The organism is Streptomyces sp. NPDC088707 (assembly GCF_044752725.1).
GTDB lineage: Bacteria > Actinomycetota > Actinomycetes > Streptomycetales > Streptomycetaceae > Streptomyces.
The window spans coordinates 122061-140710 of sequence record NZ_JBIVLV010000007.1 but is presented as its reverse complement, the minus strand read 5'-3'; the positions used below and the strand labels follow the sequence as shown (position 1 = coordinate 140710).

Below are 18650 nucleotides of genomic sequence, written 5' to 3'. Positions count from 1 at the left end.
GATGTCGAAGCTCGGCGATCTCGGCGCCCGGCTCCACCGTGGTGAGGTCGGCTACGACTTCATCGGCAACCGCAAGATCTGGTATGGCCTGTCCATCCTGATCACCATCACCGCCATCGTCGCCCTGGCCGTCCGCGGCCTCAACATGGGCATCGAGTTCCAGGGCGGCGCCGTCTTCACGACCCCGAAGTCGGAAGTCTCCGTCAGCCAGGCCCAGGAGTACGCGGAAGAGGCCTCCGGCCACGACGCGATCGTCCAGCAGCTCGGCAACGGCTCCCTCCGCATCCAGGTCGGCGGCCTCGACACCGCGCAGTCCGACAAGGTCCGCACGGAGCTCGCCAAGGACCTGAACGTCCCCGAGGACAAGATCGCGGCGGAGCTCGTCGGTCCCAGCTGGGGTGAGCAGATCGCCACCAAGGCCTGGACCGGTCTGGGGGTCTTCATGATCCTCGTGGTGATCTATCTGGCCATCGCCTTCGAGTGGAGAATGGCGGTCGCGGCGCTCATCGCGCTGATCCACGACCTCACGATCACGGTCGGCATCTACTCGCTGGTCGGCTTCGAGGTCACCGTCGGTACGGTCATCGGTCTGCTGACGATCCTCGGTTATTCGCTGTACGACACGGTCGTCGTCTTCGACTCCCTCAAGGAACAGACGAAGGACATCACGAAGCAGACCCGCTTCACGTACAGCGAGCTGGCCAACCGCTCGATCAACGGCACCCTGGTGCGTTCGATCAACACCACCGTCGTCGCGCTGCTGCCGGTCGCCGGCCTGCTCTTCATCGGTGGTGGCGTCCTCGGCGCCGGCATGCTCAACGACATCTCGCTGTCGCTGTTCGTCGGTCTCGCCGCCGGTGCGTACTCCTCGATCTTCATCGCCACCCCGCTCGTCGCCGACCTCAAGGAGCGCGAGCCGGCGATCAGGGCACTCAAGAAGCGCATCACGGCGAAGCGGGCCGGTGCGGCCGCCAAGGGCGAGTCGTACGACGGCTCGGACGACCGGTCCGACGACGAGATCGCCGTCGTCGGCCCGCGGGCGAGCCGTCGCGGCCGCTCCTCGGAGCAGCGGGGATGACCGCCGAGGCCCAGGACGTCACCGACCTCCTGCTCAGCCGCATCCGCGACGTACCGGACTACCCGAAGCCGGGCGTGCTGTTCAAGGACATCACGCCGCTGCTCGCGGACCCGGAGGCGTTCACGGCGCTCACGGACGTCCTCGCCGGGCTGTGCTCCGCGCACGGCGCGACGAAGATCGTCGGTCTCGAGGCACGCGGCTTCATTCTGGCCGCCCCGGTGGCCGTCCGCGCGGGACTGGGCTTCATCCCCGTCCGCAAGGCCGGCAAGCTCCCCGGGGCGACGCTCCGCCAGGCGTACGAGCTGGAGTACGGCACCGCCGAGATCGAGGTGCACGCCGAGGACCTGGCCGCGGGCGACCGCGTCATGGTCATCGACGACGTCCTCGCCACCGGCGGGACGGCCGAGGCCTCGATCGAGCTCATCCGTCGCGCGGGCGCCGACGTCGCGGGCGTCGCGGTCCTGATGGAACTCGGCTTCCTCCCCGGCCGCGCCCGCCTGGAGCCGGCTCTGAACGGCGCTCCGCTCACGGCGCTGATCACCGTCTGACATCGGGGTTCCACCCCGCACGGGGCGCTCCGGGGAATCCCCGGAGCGCCCCGTCGGTTCTCCGAGGTGTCCCGGTCCGGGACCCGAGAGGCGTGCCGCGCCCGACCGTCGGGCCCGTTCCCCGCCCGGCCGCGTGAGCAGTGCGTGTCAGGGCTCGATACCATGGCCTTCCGGGCCTGACCGGGGGACCCGGTACCTCCCCCAGACCGCGTCCGGGGGAACCGCCAGAGGAGCGCTCTTGCCAGACGAGGCCCAGTCACTCTCCGCCGCGCAGCCCGACCCGAAGGCCGACAAGGCCGCGCCGGGAACGGGTGCGCCCCAGAACAAGCCCGCGGAGACCGGGCCCCCGCCTGCCGCCTCCGCGCCGCCGGCGCCCAAGCCCCCGGCACCCGACGCACCGGCCCCCACGCGGCCCGCGCCGGCGGCGCCCGCGCGCTCGGGAGGCTCGTCCAACCGCGTCCGTGCCCGCCTGGCCCGGCTCGGCGTCCAGCGCTCCTCCCCGTACAACCCGGTCCTCGAACCGCTGCTGCGGATCGTCCGCTCCAACGACCCGAAGATCGAGACGGCCACACTCCGCCAGGTCGAGCGGGCCTACCAGGTCGCCGAGCGCTGGCACCGGGGTCAGAAGCGCAAGAGCGGCGACCCGTACATCACGCACCCGCTCGCCGTGACCACCATCCTCGCCGAGCTCGGCATGGACCCGGCGACCCTGATGGCCGGCCTGCTGCACGACACCGTCGAGGACACCGAGTACGGCCTCGACACCCTGCGCCGCGACTTCGGCGACCAGGTCGCGCTGCTCGTCGACGGCGTCACCAAGCTCGACAAGGTCAAGTTCGGCGAGGCCGCGCAGGCCGAGACCGTCCGCAAGATGGTCGTCGCCATGGCCAAGGACCCGCGCGTCCTGGTCATCAAGCTCGCCGACCGCCTGCACAACATGCGCACCATGCGCTACCTCAAGCGGGAGAAGCAGGAGAAGAAGGCCCGCGAGACCCTCGAGATCTACGCGCCCCTGGCCCACCGCCTGGGCATGAACACCATCAAGTGGGAGCTGGAGGACCTCGCCTTCGCGATCCTCTACCCCAAGATGTACGACGAGATCGTCCGGCTCGTGGCCGAGCGCGCCCCCAAGCGGGACGAGTACCTCGCCATAGTGACCGACGAGGTCCAGGCCGACCTGCGCGCCGCCCGCATCAAGGCCACCGTCACCGGCCGCCCCAAGCACTACTACAGCGTCTACCAGAAGATGATCGTCCGCGGCCGTGACTTCGCGGAGATCTACGACCTGGTGGGCATCCGCGTCCTCGTCGACACGGTGCGGGACTGCTACGCCGCCCTCGGCACCGTCCACGCGCGATGGAACCCGGTCCCCGGCCGGTTCAAGGACTACATCGCGATGCCGAAGTTCAACATGTACCAGTCGCTGCACACGACGGTCATCGGACCCAACGGCAAGCCCGTCGAGCTGCAGATCCGCACCTTCGACATGCACCGGCGCGCCGAGTACGGCATCGCCGCCCACTGGAAGTACAAGCAGGAGGCCGTCGCCGGAGCCTCCAAGGTCCGCGCCGACGTCCCCAAGCGGACCGGCAAGGACGACCACCTCAACGACATGGCGTGGCTGCGCCAGCTCCTCGACTGGCAGAAGGAGACCGAGGACCCCAGCGAGTTCCTGGAGTCCCTGCGCTTCGACCTCTCGCGCAACGAGGTCTTCGTCTTCACGCCCAAGGGCGACGTCATCGCGCTGCCCGCCGGCGCGACCCCCGTCGACTTCTCGTACGCCGTCCACACCGAGGTCGGCCACCGCACCATAGGGGCGCGGGTCAACGGGCGGCTCGTGCCGCTCGAATCGACCCTCGACAACGGCGACCTGGTCGAGGTCTTCACCTCCAAGGCCGCCGGCGCCGGGCCCTCCCGCGACTGGCTGGGCTTCGTCAAGTCCCCGCGCGCCCGCAACAAGATCCGTGCCTGGTTCTCCAAGGAGCGCCGCGACGAGGCCATCGAGCAGGGCAAGGACGCCATCGCGCGGGCCATGCGCAAGCAGAACCTGCCGATCCAGCGGATCCTCACCGGCGACTCCCTCGTCACCCTCGCCCACGAGATGCGCTACAGCGACATCTCCTCGCTGTACGCGGCGATCGGTGAGGGCCATGTCACGGCCCAGTCCATCGTGCAGAAGCTGGTCCAGGCGCTCGGCGGCGAGGAGGCGGCCACCGAGGACATCGACGAGACGGCCCCGCCCGTCCGCGGCCGCTCCAAGCGCCGCTCCAACGCCGACCCCGGGGTCGTCGTCAAGGGCGTCGAGGACGTCTGGGTGAAGCTGGCCCGCTGTTGCACCCCCGTGCCCGGCGACCCGATCATCGGCTTCGTCACCCGCGGCAGTGGCGTATCGGTTCACCGCAGCGACTGCGTCAACGTGGAGTCGCTCTCCCGGGAGCCCGAGCGGATCCTCGAGGTCGAGTGGGCGCCCACCCAGTCCTCGGTCTTCCTCGTCGCCATCCAGGTCGAGGCCCTGGATCGCTCGCGGCTGCTCTCCGACGTCACCCGGGTCCTCTCGGACCAGCACGTCAACATCCTCTCGGCGGCCGTCCAGACCTCCCGCGACCGGGTGGCCACCTCGCGCTTCACCTTCGAGATGGGCGACCCGAAGCACCTGGGCCACGTCCTGAAGGCCGTACGCGGCGTGGAGGGCGTCTACGACGTCTACCGCGTGACCTCGGCCCGCAGGCCGTAGCGGCGGATACGAGGAAGGCCCCCCGGCGGTGAGCCGGGGGGCCTTCCTCGTACGGTCACGGCCGGGGTCAGCCGCCGAACTCCTCCAGGCCCTTCACGGCCTGGTCGAGCAGGGCCTGGCGGCCCTCCAGCTCACGGGAGAGCTTGTCGGCCTTGGCGTCGTTGCCGGCGGCGCGGGCCGCGTCGATCTGCTTGCGCAGCTTCTCCACCGCGTCCTGGAGCTGACCGGTCAGACCCGCGGCACGCGCGCGTGCCTCCGGGTTCGTCCGGCGCCACTCGGTCTCCTCGGCCTCCTGGATGGCCCGCTCGACCGTGTGCATCCGGCCCTCGACCTTGGGACGGGCGTCCCGCGGGACGTGGCCGATGGCCTCCCAGCGCTCGTTGAGGGAGCGGAAGGCGGCACGCGCCGCCTTCAGGTCCGACACCGGCAGCAGCTTCTCGGCCTCGGTCGCGAGCTCCTCCTTCAGCTTGAGGTTCTCGGTCTGCTCCGCGTCCCGCTCGGCGAAGACCTCGCCGCGCGCCGCGAAGAAGACGTCCTGGGCGCCGCGGAAGCGGTTCCACAGGTCGTCCTCGTGCTCGCGCTGGGCGCGGCCGGCAGCCTTCCACTCCGTCATCAGATCGCGGTAGCGGGCCGCCGTGGTGCCCCAGTCGGTGGAGTTCGACAGCGACTCCGCCTCCGCGACCAGGCGCTCCTTGGCCTTGCGGGCGTCCTCGCGCTGGGCGTCGAGCGAGGCGAAGTGGGCCTTGCGGCGCTTGGAGAACGCCGAGCGGGCGTGCGAGAAGCGGTGCCACAGCTCGTCGTCGGACTTGCGGTCGAGCCGGGGCAGGCCCTTCCAGGTGTCCACGAGCGCCCGCAGCCGCTCGCCCGCGGAGCGCCACTGCTCGCTCTGGGCCAGTTCCTCGGCCTCGGTGACGAGCTTCTCCTTGGCGGAGCGCGCCTCGTCGGTCTGCTTGGCCTTCTGGGCCTTGCGCTCCTCGCGTCGCGAGTCGACCGTCTCGACGAGCTTGTCGAGGCGGGTCGCGAGCGCGGCCAGGTCGCCGACGGCGTGGTGCTCGTCGATCTGCTGGCGGATGTGCTCGATCGCCGCGGTGGCGTCCTTCGCCGAGAGGTCGGTGGTCTTCACCCGCTTCTCGAGGAGGCCGATCTCGACAACCAAGCCCTCGTACTTGCGCTCGAAGTAGGCCAGAGCCTCCTCAGGGGTGCCGGCCTGCCACGATCCGACGACCTTCTCGCCTTCGGCCGTCCGCACGTACACGGTGCCCGTCTCGTCGACGCGGCCCCACGGGTCGCTGCTCACAGCGCCTCCTCACCATGATGCCGTCGCGGGGTGGTACCCCCCGGGCATCGTCCACAGTTTCCCGGCGGGCCTCGCCCGCCTTCCGCAGCGCGGCCGACGGCCCAACGCTGCACAACGCCAATCTAGGCGAACGGCGGCCCGGCTGTCCGCACTCAGCGCGACCGAGATTCGGCGGCCACGCGCGCGTGCGGACCCCGGCTCACTTCTTCGCGACGGTCGCCTTCTCGATGGTGACGGCCTTCTTCGGGGCGCCGTCGGCGGCACCGCCCGTGACACCGGCCTCGGCGACGTCCTTGACCACCTGGAGGCCGGCCGCGTCGATCTTTCCGAACGGCGTGTAGCTCGGCGGCAGCTTGGTGTCCTTGTAGACGAGGAAGAACTGCGAGCCGCCGCTGCCGGGCTGCCCGGTGTTCGCCATCGCCACGGTGCCCGCGGGGTAGGTGACCGAGCCGCTCGAGCCCGCCTTGCCCAGGGCGTCCAGGTTCTCGTCCGGGATGGTGTAGCCCGGGCCGCCGGTGCCGTCGCCCTTGGGGTCGCCGCACTGCAGCACGAAGATGCCGCTGGTGGTGAGGCGGTGGCACTTCGTCCCGTCGAAGTACTTCTTCCCGGCGAGGTGCGAGAAGGAGTTCACGGTGCGCGGGGTCTTCGCCGCGTCCATGGTGATCGTGATGTCGCCCTCGTTCGTCTTGAGCGCCATGGCGTACGTGGCCTTGGCGTCCACCGACATCTTCGGCTCGGCGCTCGACGACTCGCTCTGCGAGGGCGCGGGGCTGCTGGGCGAGCTGCTCGCCGACTTGTCGGAGCCCGCGTTGTCCTTGGTGCCGTCGCCCGTCAGCGCCACGGACGCGTACACCGCGCCGCCGGCCGCGAGGACCACCGCGACGGCGGCCGCGATGACGGTGTTGCGGCGCTTCGCCTTGCGCCGGTTCTCCTCCCGCCGCTGCTGCTGCCGCGCGTACTTCTCCCTGGCAAGCTGCCGCCGCCGCTGATCGCTGGTGACCACCGGTTCCGCTCCTGTCGCTCGTGTGTTCCTGTCCTGGCCGGGTGTGCCCGTACCGTATACGGGTTGGCTGTGGAACCGGCACCGCCGGTAGGCTCTGATCTGCCGTATTCCGCGTTTTCCGCGGGTTCCGCGAATTCCGCGCCCCCGTGCCGGACGACAACTAAGGACGAACGTGCTGATTGCCGGGTTCCCCGCCGGGGCCTGGGGGACCAACTGCTATCTGGTCGCCCCCGCCGCAGGCGAGGAGTGCGTGATCATCGACCCGGGCCACCAGGCCGCCCAGGGTGTCGAGGAGACGCTGAAGAAGCATCGGCTCAAGCCCGTCGCCGTCGTCCTCACCCATGGACACATCGACCACGTCGCCTCCGTCGTCCCGGTGTGCGGCGCCCATGACGTGCCCGCGTGGATCCACCCGTCCGACCGCTACATGATGAGCGACCCGGAGAAGGCCCTCGGCCGCTCCATCGGGATGCCCCTCATGGGCGAGCTGACCGTGGGGGAGCCCGACGACGTGCGAGAACTGACGGACGGCGCCGAGCTGAAGCTCGCCGGTCTGGACTTCTCCGTCGCCCACGCGCCCGGTCATACCAAGGGGTCGGTGACCTTCAGGATGCCGGAGACCACGGAGATCCCCTCCGTGTTCTTCTCCGGGGACCTGCTGTTCGCCGGCTCCATCGGACGCACCGACCTTCCCGGCGGTGACATGGACGAGATGCTCGCTTCGCTGGCCCGTGTGTGCCTGCCGCTCGACAACTCGACCGTGGTGCTGTCGGGACACGGTCCCCAGACGACCATCGGCCAGGAGCGCGCCACGAACCCCTATCTGCGGGACGTGGCCGCGAGCCGCCAAGGGAGCAGCAGCACGGACGCTCCCCGACGAGGAATGTGACGAGACTTTCGTGAGCACCTTTCAGGCCCCCAAGGGCACGTACGACCTGATCCCGCCCCGCTCCGCCACCTTCCTGGCGGTCCGGGACGCGATCTCCACGCCGCTGAGGAACTCCGGCTACGGCTACATCGAGACGCCCGGTTTCGAGAACGTCGAGCTGTTCTCCCGCGGTGTCGGTGAGTCCACCGACATCGTGACCAAGGAGATGTACACCCTCACCACGAAGGGCAACGACCACCTCGCCCTCCGCCCCGAGGGCACGGCGTCCGTGCTGCGCGCGGCCCTCCAGGCCAACCTGCACAAGCAGGGCAACCTGCCGGTGAAGCTCTGGTACTCCGGCTCGTACTACCGCTACGAGCGGGCCCAGGCGGGCCGCTACCGCCACTTCTCCCAGGTCGGTGCCGAGGCGATCGGCGCCGAGGACCCGGCGCTCGACGCCGAGCTGATCATCCTGGCCGACCAGGCGTACCGCTCCCTCGGGCTGCGGAACTTCCGCATCCTGCTCAACTCGCTGGGCGACAAGGAGTGCCGTCCCGTCTACCGCGAGGCGCTCCAGGGCTTCCTGCGCGGGCTCGACCTCGACGAGGAGACCCTGCGCCGCGCCGAGATCAACCCGCTGCGGGTCCTCGACGACAAGCGCGAGTCCGTGCAGAAGCAGCTCGTCGGCGCCCCGCTGCTCGGCGACTACCTCTGCGACGCGTGCAAGGCGTACCACGAGGAGGTGCGCGCCCTGGTCACCGCCGCGGGCGTGGAGTTCGAGGACGACGCCAAGCTGGTGCGCGGCCTGGACTACTACACCCGCACGACCTTCGAGTTCGTCCACGGCGGTCTCGGCTCCCAGTCGGCGGTCGGCGGCGGCGGCCGCTACGACGGCCTCTCCGAGATGATCGGCGGCCCCGCGCTGCCGTCCGTCGGCTGGGCGCTCGGGGTGGACCGCACGGTCCTCGCCCTGGAGGCCGAGGGCATCGAGCTCGACCTCCCCGCCGTCACCAGCGTCTTCGCCGTGGCCATCGGCGAGGAGGCGCGCCGGCTCCTCTTCGGCAAGGTCACCGAGCTGCGCCGGGAGGGCGTCTCCGCGGACTTCTCGTTCGGCGGCAAGGGCCTCAAGGGCGCGATGAAGGACGCCAACCGCTCCGGCGCCCGCCTCGCCGTCGTCGCCGGTGAGCGCGACCTCGCCGAGGGCGTCGTCCAGCTCAAGGACATGGAGTCCGGCGAGCAGCAGGCCGTCGCCGTGGACGCGCTGCTCGACGCGGTACGGGCCAAGCTGGCCTGACGGTCTTCGCGGAGAGCCTGACGGACTCACCGGGGAAGGGGCCCGGACCCACGCACGCGCGTGGGTCCGGGCCCCTTCCCTTCGCCCTTACGTTCGCTTCACTTATCCCCGGCGAACGGTGGGCGCGCCGCCCCGTACGGCAGAATGACCGTGCCCACAAGGCTCGCGAGCGAGGGAACAGGCGACATGACGAAGGCAGCGGTGGACGAGGCCGCGTCCGGCCGGCACGACGGCGGCACGATCGGGGCGAGCAAGGCCTTCGCCTGGATGCTCGTGATCACCGGAGCGGCCGGGGCGCTCGCCGCCTGGGTCATCACGATCGACAAGTTCAAGCTCCTGGAAGACCCGGACTTCGTCCCCGGGTGCAGCCTCAACCCGGTCGTCTCCTGCGGCAACATCATGAAGAGCGAGCAGGCCTCGGTCTTCGGCTTCCCGAACCCGATGCTCGGCCTCGTCACCTACGCCATGGTGATCGCGATCGGTCTCGCCCTGCTCGCCGGGGCCCGCTACCGCCGCTGGTACTGGCTCGGCCTCAACGCCGGCACCCTGTTCGGCGTCGGCTTCTGCACCTGGCTGATGTACCAGTCGCTGTACGAGATCAACTCGCTGTGCCTGTGGTGCTGCCTGGCCTGGGTCGCCACCATCGTCATGTTCTGGTACGTGACCTCGCAGAACGTCCGCAGCGGCGTCATCCCCGCCCCCCGCGGCCTCAGGACCTTCTTCGACGAGTTCACCTGGGTCCTCCCCGTCCTGCACGTCGGGATCATCGGCATGCTGGTCCTGACCCGCTGGTGGGACTTCTGGACCAGCTGACGTCCGCCCGCGGTCCGGCGACGGATCCGGCGCTGTCGGTGGCGTGACCTAGGCTTCATGACTGTGGAGCCCGACCTCTTTACGGCAGCAGCCGAAGACCGCCAGGAGAAGAACCCCGCCAGCAGCCCGCTGGCCGTCCGGATGCGCCCGCGCACCCTCGACGAGGTGGTGGGCCAGAAGCACCTGCTCAAGCCCGGATCGCCGCTGCGCCGACTCGTGGGCGACGGCGACGGCGGCCCCGCCGGCGCCTCGTCGGTGATCCTCTGGGGCCCGCCCGGCATCGGGAAGACGACCTTGGCGTACGTGGTCTCCAAGGCCACCAACAAGCGGTTCGTGGAGCTTTCGGCGATCACCGCGGGCGTCAAGGAGGTCCGCGCCGTCATCGACGGAGCCCGCCGCGCGGTCGGCGGCTACGGCAAGGAGACCGTCCTCTTTCTCGACGAGATCCACCGCTTCTCCAAGGCCCAGCAGGACTCGCTGCTGCCCGCCGTCGAGAACCGCTGGGTCACGCTCATCGCGGCCACCACCGAGAACCCGTACTTCTCGATCATCTCCCCGCTCCTCTCCCGCTCCCTGCTCCTCACCCTGGAGCCGCTGACCGACGACGACCTGCGCGGCCTGATGACCCGGGCGCTCACCGGCGAGCGCGGTCTCGGCGGGGCGGTGACCCTCCCGGAGGACGCCGAGGCCCACCTCCTGCGGGTCGCGGGCGGCGACGCCCGGCGCGCCCTGACCGCCCTGGAGGCGGCCGCGGGCGCGGCCATCGCCAAGGGCGAGCCGGAGATCACCCTGGAGACGGTCGAGGAGACCGTCGACCGCGCGGCCGTGAAGTACGACCGGGACGGCGACCAGCACTACGACGTGGCCAGCGCGCTCATCAAGTCGATCCGCGGCTCGGACGTGGACGCGGCCCTGCACTACCTGGCCCGGATGATCGAGGCGGGGGAGGACCCGCGGTTCATCGCCCGGCGCCTCATGATCTCCGCCAGCGAGGACATCGGACTCGCCGATCCGAACGCACTGCCGATCGCCGTCGCCGCCGCGCAGGCCGTCGCGATGATCGGCTTCCCCGAGGCGGCGCTCACCCTGAGCCACGCGACCATCGCCCTGGCCCTGGCCCCGAAGTCGAACGCGGCGACCACCGCGATCGGCGCCGCCCTGGCGGACGTGCGCAACGGCCTCGCTGGATCGGTCCCGCCGCATCTGCGCGACGGCCACTACAAGGGCGCGGCCAAGCTCGGCCACGCCCAGGGCTACGTCTACCCCCATGACGTCCCGGGCGGCATCGCGGCCCAGCAGTACGCCCCGGACACGATCCACGGCCGCCAGTACTACGAACCGACGCGCTACGGCGCGGAGGCGCGGTACGCGGACGTGGTGGAGCGCGTGAGGGCCCGCCTGAAGGGCGACGAGTAGGCGCGCCCTTCGCCGGCGACGTACGGTCTCACGGTGTCCCCGCCGGGAAGAAGGCGGTCCATCCGGCAGCTCCTGGACAGCTGCCGCTGAGGTCGCCGGACCGCGTGCGAGCGAGCCCCGCGGAACCGGTACACTGGTCCGGATTGCTGCGTCCCGTGTCCGGCTCCGGTCGGCACCACCAGAACGGGACAGTCAGCCGGAGACCCGGCCCTCGGGTGGGGTTTCCAGGAGCGTCGCGCACCTTCGAAGGTGTCGCGTGCCACCCACCACCACCCGGGATTCCGGGAGCGGCGGTGGGTCGTTCGCGTGCTGCACGTATGTGCCCAGACCTGGGAGCGGCTGCCCGGCACGGTCCGTCCTGCACGGACCCGACGGGTTTCCCGGGCTGCGGATGCGACCTCCCCTAACCCTGGTGAAGCCGTTTCGTACCAGTAGAGAGGTTGGTTCATGCCGAACCAGTCCCGTCCCAAGGTCAAGAAGTCGCGTGCCCTCGGCATCGCGCTGACCCCGAAGGCCGTCAAGTACTTCGAGGCCCGCCCCTACCCGCCGGGCGAGCACGGCCGTGGCCGCAAGCAGAACTCGGACTACAAGGTCCGCCTGCTCGAGAAGCAGCGTCTGCGCGCCCAGTACGACATCAGCGAGCGCCAGATGGCGCGCGCCTACGACCGTGCCAAGAAGGCCGAAGGCAAGACGGGCGAGGCGCTGGTCGTCGAGCTCGAGCGTCGCCTCGACGCCCTGGTCCTGCGTTCGGGCATCGCCCGCACCATCTACCAGGCCCGCCAGATGGTCGTCCACGGCCACATCCAGGTCAACGGTGGCAAGGTCGACAAGCCGTCGTTCCGCGTCCGTCCCGACGACGTCGTGATGGTCCGCGAGCGCAGCCGCACCAAGCCGCTGTTCGAGGTCGCCCGTGAGGGTGGCTTCGCCGCCGACGGTGAGACCCCGCGCTACCTGCAGGTCAACCTGAAGGCCCTGGCCTTCCGCCTCGACCGCGACCCGAACCGCAAGGAGATCCCGGTCATCTGCGACGAGCAGCTGGTCGTCGAGTACTACGCCCGCTGATCCGGGCCCCCGGCGCAGGCCGGGGGACGTAGTACCACCCGCGCGGTGTTCAGCCCGCCGCTTCCCCGCCCTTACCGGTGGGGGAGCCGGCGGGCTTCCGCGTTCCCGGGACCGCCGCCGTGCCGGCCGTACGGAACGGACGCGGCGCGGACTCCTCCGCCGGGACGGCGACGGCCGGATTCCGGCCGGCCACGAGCGCGCGCTCCACCGCTTCCGCCGGCGAGAGCCCCTGGCCCGCACGGAACGCGGCGCCGTACGCCTCCGCACCGAGCGCCTCCGAGGCCTGCCGCTCGCACAGCGCCCTCGGCACGCCGAACGCCTCCGAGCCGAAGAGCCGGACACCCACCGTGTCCCACACCGGGACCGCCGCCCCCTGGAGGACCGCGGCCTCCTCCGCGTCGCCCTCGCTCACCGTCACCAGGGCCAGCAGCTCGATCGCCAGGACGAGACCGACCAGGTCACGGAAGCTGTCGTTGATCGACACGCACTCGGTGAGCAGCTCCCGCGCCTCCCCGTACGCGCCCCGGGTCCACGCCAGATACCCCAGCACATAGAGGGCGTACGCCCGGGCCCACAGCTCGCCCCGCTCCTCGCAGACCTCCCGGACCTCCCGGGAGAGCGCGCCCGCCCCCTCCTGGTCGCCCCGGAAGGCCCGCGCCATCGCCAGCTCGATCTGTGCCATCAGCACATTGCTGTTCAGCTCGCCGAGCTCCCGGTACGACTCCAGCGCCCGCCCGATCAGCTCCTCGGCCCGCGGAATGTCGTCCGTGAGCAGCGCGAGACAGCCCATCCGGTGCGTCGCGTACGCCTCCGCCAGCGCGTTCCGCGAGGACCTCGCCCGCTCCCCGCACTCGTGCAGCGCCGCCACCGCCGCCGTACCGTCGCCCTGCAGCACCGTCACGTACCCGAGCACCCACAGCGCCTTGAGCCGCGCCTCCTCATGGCCGGATTCGAGCGCCAGGGCCCGGTCCAGCCAGTGCCGGCCCTCCGAGAGACGTCCGCAGCCCACCCACGCGAACCAGAGCGTGCCCGCCAGGTGCTGGGCGAGATGCGCATCCTCCGGCAGCTCCAGGCAGAGTTCGAGGGCCGCCCGCAGATGCGGCAGCGCCGCCTCCGTCAGTGCCGCCACCTCGGGCTGGCGAGGGCTGAACCACTCCAGCTCGCACCAGGTGGCCAGGCCCATGTACCAGTCGCGGTGCCGCCGCCGCATCCGCTCCGTGTCGTCGAGCGCCGCGAGCCACTCCGCCCCGTACGCCGAGACCGTGTCGAGCATCCGGTACGCGGGACCGGCCGGGGTGTCCTCCCGGGTGAGCAGCGACTGCGCGAGCAGCCCGCCGAGCAGCTCCAGGATCCGCTCCGGCGGCAGCTCCGGGCCGCCGCAGACGTACTCCACCGCCTCCAGGTCGAAGGGGCCGGGGAAGACGGAGAGCCGCGCCCAGAGGAGCCGCTCCTCCGGGGTGCACAGCTCATGGCTCCAGCCGATGGCGGTGCGCAGTGTCTGATGGCGGGGGAGTGCGCCGCGCGCGCCGTCCGTGAGGAGCCGGAAGCGGTCGTCGAGGCGGTACAGCATCTGCTCGACGGAGAGCAGCGGCAGCCGCCCGGCCGCCAGTTCGAGGGCGAGCGGAATCCCGTCCAGGCGCCGGCACAGCTCCCGAACGGCGTCCCGGCCGCCGGCCCGGGACGGGCCCGCGACCGGACCTCCCGGGACTCCGGACCGGGCCGCGGCCGTGCCCGGGTGGACGGGCGCGCCCGTCAGCGTCGGAACACCGCGGAAGGCCCCGGCTCCGCCCCCGCTCCCGGTTTCGACCCCGGCCCCGGGCTCCGCACCCGGCGCCGGCAGGCTCGGCGCGCCCGCCTCCGCCGCCCGCTCCGCGAGCAGCGTCATCGCGTCCTCCTCGCCCAGCGGCGCCAGCGGGAACACCGCCTCGCCCGCCACCCGCAGGGGCCGGCGGCCGATCGCGAGGACGGTGAGCCCGGGAGCGTGCTCCAGGAGTTCCCGCACCAGCGGCGCGCAGTCCTCCACGAGGTGCTCGAAACCGTCCACGACCAGCAGCGTCCGCCGCTCGGCGAGATGCTCGACGAGCACCTCGCGCGGGGGCCGGGGTGTGTGGTCGGTCAGGTCGAGCGCCTCGACCAGGGCGTACTCGATCAGCTCGGGATCGCGCAGCGGCGCGAGCTCGGCGAGCCTCACCCCGTCGCTGTAGCGTTTCTGCACCCCCGCGGCAGTCCTCAGGGCGAGCCGGGTCTTGCCGACCCCGCCCACACCCACGACCGTGACCAGGCGGGACGCGTCGAGGAGCGCCGTCAGTGCGGCCTGCTCGGTGGTCCGTCCGACGAACCGGTTGAGCTCCGCCGGGAGATTGCTCCGTCGCATGGGACACGGAGCGTACTCACCCCCGCGCGCTCCGTACAATCGGTTCCCGTAACTCCCGTCGCACAGGCGGTAATGCGGTGCGGGGCGACAGCCCGGGCGCGATAGGGTCGGGGAACGACTTTTCGTAAGGGCCCAACGACAGCAGAGAGCGGTGCAGAGTGACCGGTGGAGAGGTTGCCGGGATCCTGGTGGCCGTCTTCTGGGCGATCCTGGTCTCCTTCCTCGCCGTGGTTCTGGTGAGGCTGGCGCAGACGCTCAGGGCGACCACCAAGATGGTGGCGGACGTGACCGAGCAGGCCGTTCCCCTGCTGGCCGACGCCTCCGCGACCGTCCGCTCGGCACAGACCCAGCTCGACCGGGTCGACGCCATCGCCTCGGACGTCCAGGAGGTCACCTCCAACGCCTCCGCGCTCTCCTCCACCGTCGCCTCCACCTTCGGCGGCCCGCTCGTCAAGGTCGCGGCCTTCGGCTACGGGGTGCGCAAGGCGCTGGGCCGCGGCGGGGACGGCGCGGACGTGCCGCGGACCTCCTCGCGACGTACTGTGATCGTCGGCCGTACCGTGCCGTCCTCGCGACGCCGGAAGCAGAAGGGCTGAGCCGCGATGTTCCGCCGCACGTTCTGGTTCACGGCCGGCGCAGCCGCCGGCGTGTGGGCCACCACCAAGGTCAACCGGAAGCTGAAGCAGCTGACCCCCGAGAGCCTCGCGGCCCAGGCCGCGAACAAGGCCATCGAGACCGGCCACCGCCTCAAGGACTTCGCCCTCGACGTGAGGGCGGGCATGGTCCAGCGGGAGGCCGAACTGGAGGAGGCACTCGGCCTCGACGCACCCGTCGAGCCGGGACCGGCCCAGGGCCCCGAGCTTCCGGAGCCGCGCCGCCGGGGTGCGCTCGGCCCCACCCCGCACCCGACCACGCATGCAATTCCCACGATCTCGTACAACCGGAATGAGGACCACTGATGGAGTCGGCTGAAATCCGCCGCCGCTGGCTGAGCTTCTTCGAGGAGCGCGGGCACACCGTCGTCCCTTCGGCGTCGCTCATCGCGGACGACCCGACTCTGCTCCTCGTCCCCGCCGGCATGGTGCCCTTCAAGCCCTACTTCCTGGGCGAGGTCAAGCCGCCCTTCACGCGCGCGTCGAGCGTGCAGAAGTGCGTGCGTACGCCGGACATCGAAGAGGTCGGCAAGACGACCCGCCACGGCACGTTCTTCCAGATGTGCGGCAACTTCTCCTTCGGCGACTACTTCAAGGAAGGCGCCATCAAGCTCGCCTGGGAGCTGCTGACCACCCCGGTGGAGCACGGCGGCTACGGGCTCGAGCCGGAGAAGCTCTGGATCACCGTCTACGAGGAGGACGACGAGGCCGAGCAGATCTGGCGCGACGTCGTCGGCGTCCCCGCCGAGCGCATCCAGCGCCTGGGCAAGAAGGACAACTACTGGTCGATGGGCGTCCCCGGCCCCTGCGGCCCGTGCTCCGAGATCAACTACGACCGCGGCCCCGAGTTCGGCGTCGAGGGCGGCCCGGCCGTCAACGACGAGCGGTACGTGGAGATCTGGAACCTGGTCTTCATGCAGTACGAGCGCGGCGAGGGCACCGGGAAGGACGACTTCCCGATCCTCGGCGAGCTGCCGTCGAAGAACATCGACACGGGCCTCGGCCTCGAGCGCCTGGCGATGATCCTCCAGGGCGTCCAGAACATGTACGAGACGGACACCCTCCAGGTCGTCATCGACAAGGCCACCGAGCTCACCGGCGTCGCCTACGGCAAGGCCCACGACAGCGACGTCTCGCTGCGCGTGGTCGCCGACCACATGCGCACGTCCGTCATGCTCATCGGCGACGGGGTCACCCCGGGCAACGAGGGCCGCGGCTACGTGCTGCGCCGCATCATGCGCCGCGCCGTCCGCAACATGCGCCTGCTCGGCGCCACCGGTCCGGTCGTCCAGGACCTCGTCGACACCGTGATCGACACGATGGGCGAGCAGTACCCGGAGCTGGTCACCGACCGCAAGCGCATCGAGACCGTCGCCCTCGCCGAAGAGGCCGCCTTCCTCAAGGCCCTCAAGGGCGGCACCAACATCCTCGACACCGCCGTCACCGAGACCAAGGCCGCCGGCGGCACGATCCTCTCCGGCGACAAGGCGTTCCTGCTCCACGACACCTGGGGCTTCCCGATCGACCTCACCCTGGAGATGGCCTCCGAGCAGGGCCTCTCCGTGGACGAGGACGGCTTCCGCCGCCTGATGAAGGAGCAGCGGGACCGCGCCAAGGCCGACGCCAAGGCGAAGAAGACCGGCCACGCCGACATGACCTCGTACCGGGAGATCGCCGACAGCAACGGCGCCACCGAGTTCACCGGCTACACCAACACCGAGGGCGAGAGCACGGTCGTCGGTCTGCTCGTCAACGGCGTCTCCTCGCCGGCCGCCTCCGAGGGCGACGAGGTCGAGGTCGTCCTGGACCGCACCCCGTTCTACGCCGAGGGCGGCGGCCAGATCGCCGACCAGGGCCGGATCAAGCTGCACAGCGGCGCGGTCATCGAGGTCCGTGACGTCCAGCAGCCCGTCCCCGGTGTCTCCGTGCACAAGGGTTCCGTGCAGGTCGGCGAGGTGACCGTGGGCGCCACCGCCTACGCCAGCATCGACGTGCGCCGCCGCCGGGCCATCGCCCGCGCCCACTCGGCCACCCACCTCACCCACCAGGCGCTGCGCGACGCCCTCGGCCCGACGGCCGCCCAGGCCGGTTCCGAGAACCAGCCCGGCCGCTTCCGCTTCGACTTCGGTTCGCCGAACGCCGTCCCCGGCGCCGTCCTCACCGACGTCGAGCAGAAGATCAACGAGGTCCTCTCGCGCGAGCTGGAGGTCCACGCCGAGGTCATGCCGATCAACGAGGCCAAGCGCCAGGGAGCCATCGCCGAGTTCGGCGAGAAGTACGGCGAGCAGGTCCGCGTCGTCACCATCGGCGACTTCTCCAAGGAGCTGTGCGGCGGTACGCACGTCGGCAACACCGCCCAGCTGGGTCTGGTGAAGCTGCTCGGCGAGTCGTCCATCGGCTCCGGCGTGCGCCGTATCGAGGCCCTCGTGGGGGTCGACGCGTACAACTTCCTCGCCCGCGAGCACACGGTCGTCGCCCAGCTCCAGGAGCTGGTCAAGGGCCGTCCGGAGGAGCTCCCCGAGAAGATCTCCTCGATGCTCGGCAAGCTGAAGGACGCCGAGAAGGAGATCGAGAAGTTCCGCGCGGAGAAGGTCCTCCAGGCCGCCGCCGGTCTCGTCGACTCCGCCCAGGACATCCGCGGCCTCGCCCTCGTCACCGGTCAGGTCCAGGACGGCACCGGCGCCGACGACCTGCGCAAGCTGGTCCTCGACATCCGCGGCCGCTTCCCGTCCGACCGCCCGGCGGTCGTGGCCCTGTTCACCACGGCCAACGGCAAGCCGCTCACGGTCATCGCCACCAACGAGGCCGCTCGCGAGCGCGGTCTCAAGGCCGGCGAGCTGGTCCGCACGGCTGCCAAGACCCTCGGTGGCGGTGGCGGCGGCAAGCCGGACGTCGCCCAGGGCGGCGGCACGAACCCGCAGGCCGTCGGCGAGGCCATCGCCGCCGTCGAGCGTCTCGTGGTGGAGACGGCGTGACGATGCGTCGCGGCCGCCGTATCGCGGTCGATGTCGGGGACGCCCGGATCGGGGTCGCCTCGTGCGACCCCGACGGGGTCCTCGCCACGCCGGTGGAGACCGTGCCGGGACGTGACGTCCCGGCCGCCCACCGGCGGCTCCGCCAGATCGTCGAGGAGTACGAGCCGATCGAGGTCGTCGTGGGTCTGCCCCGCTCGCTCAGCGGGCGGGAGGGTCCGGCCGCGACCAAGGTCCGTGCCTTCGCCGGGGAGATGGCCAAGGGCATCGCCCCGGTGCCGGTCCGGCTGGTCGACGAGCGGATGACCACGGTCACCGCGACCCAGGGGCTGCGGGCCTCCGGTGTGAAGGCCAAGAAGGGGCGGTCCGTCATCGATCAGGCCGCCGCGGTGATCATCCTTCAGAACGCTCTTGAGTCCGAACGGGTATCAGGTAATCCGCCCGGTGAGGGCGTCGAAGTGGTCATCTGATCGCGATACGGTAACGTTCCGCGCGATGCGGCGGTGTTCGAACAGCTGCCGCACTACGTAGAGGCGGA

The 18650-nt window shown here is 71.0% G+C and carries 15 protein-coding genes; 12 read left to right on the top strand and 3 right to left on the bottom strand.

Annotation, left to right across the window (positions count from 1 at the left end; translation table 11 throughout):
- The first annotated feature begins 1 nt into the window (after nt 1).
- From secF to ACIP84_RS22015, 3 genes are all read left to right on the top strand, one after another.
- On the top strand, nt 2-1078 hold the full coding sequence (secF, locus tag ACIP84_RS22025; protein ID WP_355961183.1) for a protein translocase subunit SecF: 1077 nt from the start codon (nt 2-4) through the stop codon (nt 1076-1078).
- A complete protein-coding gene (locus tag ACIP84_RS22020; protein WP_355961185.1) occupies nt 1075-1626 on the top strand; it encodes an adenine phosphoribosyltransferase in 552 nt (183 codons plus the stop codon). Before secF ends, ACIP84_RS22020 begins: the two co-directional genes overlap by 4 nt.
- Nucleotides 1627-1864: 238 nt before the next feature.
- Nucleotides 1865-4360 (top strand): bifunctional (p)ppGpp synthetase/guanosine-3',5'-bis(diphosphate) 3'-pyrophosphohydrolase, encoded by a 2496-nt coding sequence (locus ACIP84_RS22015; protein WP_355961188.1) that lies wholly within the window; start codon nt 1865-1867, stop codon nt 4358-4360.
- Nucleotides 4361-4427: 67 nt separating this feature from the next.
- On the opposite strand, the gene ACIP84_RS22010 is transcribed toward ACIP84_RS22015, so the two are convergent.
- Entirely contained in the window at nt 4428-5657 is a 1230-nt protein-coding gene (locus tag ACIP84_RS22010) for a DUF349 domain-containing protein (RefSeq protein ID WP_355961190.1), read from the bottom strand.
- Between the two features lie 199 nt (nt 5658-5856).
- Nucleotides 5857-6660 carry a peptidylprolyl isomerase gene (locus ACIP84_RS22005; RefSeq protein WP_401799572.1) on the bottom strand — a complete coding sequence of 268 codons (804 nt, stop codon included), beginning with the start codon at nt 6658-6660 and terminating at the stop codon, nt 5857-5859.
- A gap of 172 nt (nt 6661-6832) precedes the next feature.
- On the opposite strand from ACIP84_RS22005, the gene ACIP84_RS22000 reads away from it, so the two are divergent.
- The 5 genes from ACIP84_RS22000 (at nt 6833) to rpsD (ending at nt 12113) form a co-directional block, all read left to right on the top strand.
- On the top strand, nt 6833-7549 hold the full coding sequence (locus tag ACIP84_RS22000) for an MBL fold metallo-hydrolase (RefSeq protein WP_319318056.1): 717 nt from the start codon (nt 6833-6835) through the stop codon (nt 7547-7549).
- A gap of 10 nt (nt 7550-7559) precedes the next feature.
- A complete protein-coding gene (gene hisS / locus ACIP84_RS21995; RefSeq protein WP_355961193.1) occupies nt 7560-8822 on the top strand; it encodes a histidine--tRNA ligase in 1263 nt (420 codons plus the stop codon).
- Nucleotides 8823-9008: 186 nt separating this feature from the next.
- The gene (locus tag ACIP84_RS21990; protein WP_401799570.1) at nt 9009-9635 is read left to right on the top strand and encodes a vitamin K epoxide reductase family protein; all 627 of its coding nucleotides are present in this window, start codon (nt 9009-9011) and stop codon (nt 9633-9635) included.
- A 63-nt stretch (nt 9636-9698) separates the two neighbouring features.
- Complete coding sequence (locus ACIP84_RS21985; RefSeq protein WP_401800015.1) at nt 9699-11051, top strand: replication-associated recombination protein A; 1353 nt, start codon at nt 9699-9701, stop codon at nt 11049-11051.
- Between the two features lie 447 nt (nt 11052-11498).
- Nucleotides 11499-12113, top strand: a complete 615-nt coding sequence (rpsD, locus tag ACIP84_RS21980; protein ID WP_024758279.1) for a 30S ribosomal protein S4 — start codon at nt 11499-11501, stop codon at nt 12111-12113.
- A 49-nt stretch (nt 12114-12162) separates the two neighbouring features.
- Here rpsD and ACIP84_RS21975 read toward each other — a convergent pair whose 3' ends face one another.
- On the bottom strand, nt 12163-14487 hold the full coding sequence (locus ACIP84_RS21975; RefSeq protein ID WP_401799569.1) for an ATP-binding protein: 2325 nt from the start codon (nt 14485-14487) through the stop codon (nt 12163-12165).
- A 158-nt stretch (nt 14488-14645) separates the two neighbouring features.
- Between ACIP84_RS21975 and ACIP84_RS21970 the strand changes: the two genes are divergently transcribed.
- From ACIP84_RS21970 to ruvX, 4 genes are read left to right on the top strand one after another with little or no spacing between them, the layout of a single operon-like run.
- Nucleotides 14646-15083 carry a DUF948 domain-containing protein gene (locus ACIP84_RS21970; protein WP_055599503.1) on the top strand — a complete coding sequence of 146 codons (438 nt, stop codon included), beginning with the start codon at nt 14646-14648 and terminating at the stop codon, nt 15081-15083.
- A 6-nt stretch (nt 15084-15089) separates the two neighbouring features.
- Nucleotides 15090-15446, top strand: coding sequence for a DUF6167 family protein (locus ACIP84_RS21965; RefSeq protein WP_401799567.1), 357 nt, complete (start codon nt 15090-15092; stop codon nt 15444-15446).
- Nucleotides 15446-18115: an alanine--tRNA ligase gene (gene alaS / locus ACIP84_RS21960; RefSeq protein ID WP_355963792.1), complete on the top strand. Its 2670-nt coding sequence runs from the start codon at nt 15446-15448 to the stop codon at nt 18113-18115. Before ACIP84_RS21965 ends, alaS begins: the two co-directional genes overlap by 1 nt.
- 2 nt (nt 18116-18117) lie before the next feature.
- Nucleotides 18118-18582 (top strand): Holliday junction resolvase RuvX, encoded by a 465-nt coding sequence (ruvX, locus tag ACIP84_RS21955; protein WP_030316278.1) that lies wholly within the window; start codon nt 18118-18120, stop codon nt 18580-18582.
- Nucleotides 18583-18650: the final 68 nt, after the last annotated feature.

Bases quoted from the DNA above. Each gene is read 5' to 3' on its own strand.
- secF (WP_355961183.1), top strand. From the start codon at position 2: ATGTCGAAGCTCGGCGATCTCGGCGCCCGGCTCCACCGTGGTGAGGTC.
- ACIP84_RS22020 (WP_355961185.1), top strand. From the start codon at position 1,075: ATGACCGCCGAGGCCCAGGACGTCACCGACCTCCTGCTCAGCCGCATC.
- ACIP84_RS21990 (WP_401799570.1), top strand. From the start codon at position 9,009: ATGACGAAGGCAGCGGTGGACGAGGCCGCGTCCGGCCGGCACGACGGC.
- rpsD (WP_024758279.1), top strand. From the start codon at position 11,499: ATGCCGAACCAGTCCCGTCCCAAGGTCAAGAAGTCGCGTGCCCTCGGC.
- ACIP84_RS21975 (WP_401799569.1), bottom strand. From the start codon at position 14,487: ATGCGACGGAGCAATCTCCCGGCGGAGCTCAACCGGTTCGTCGGACGG.
- ACIP84_RS21965 (WP_401799567.1), top strand. From the start codon at position 15,090: ATGTTCCGCCGCACGTTCTGGTTCACGGCCGGCGCAGCCGCCGGCGTG.
- alaS (WP_355963792.1), top strand. From the start codon at position 15,446: ATGGAGTCGGCTGAAATCCGCCGCCGCTGGCTGAGCTTCTTCGAGGAG.
- ruvX (WP_030316278.1), top strand. From the start codon at position 18,118: ATGCGTCGCGGCCGCCGTATCGCGGTCGATGTCGGGGACGCCCGGATC.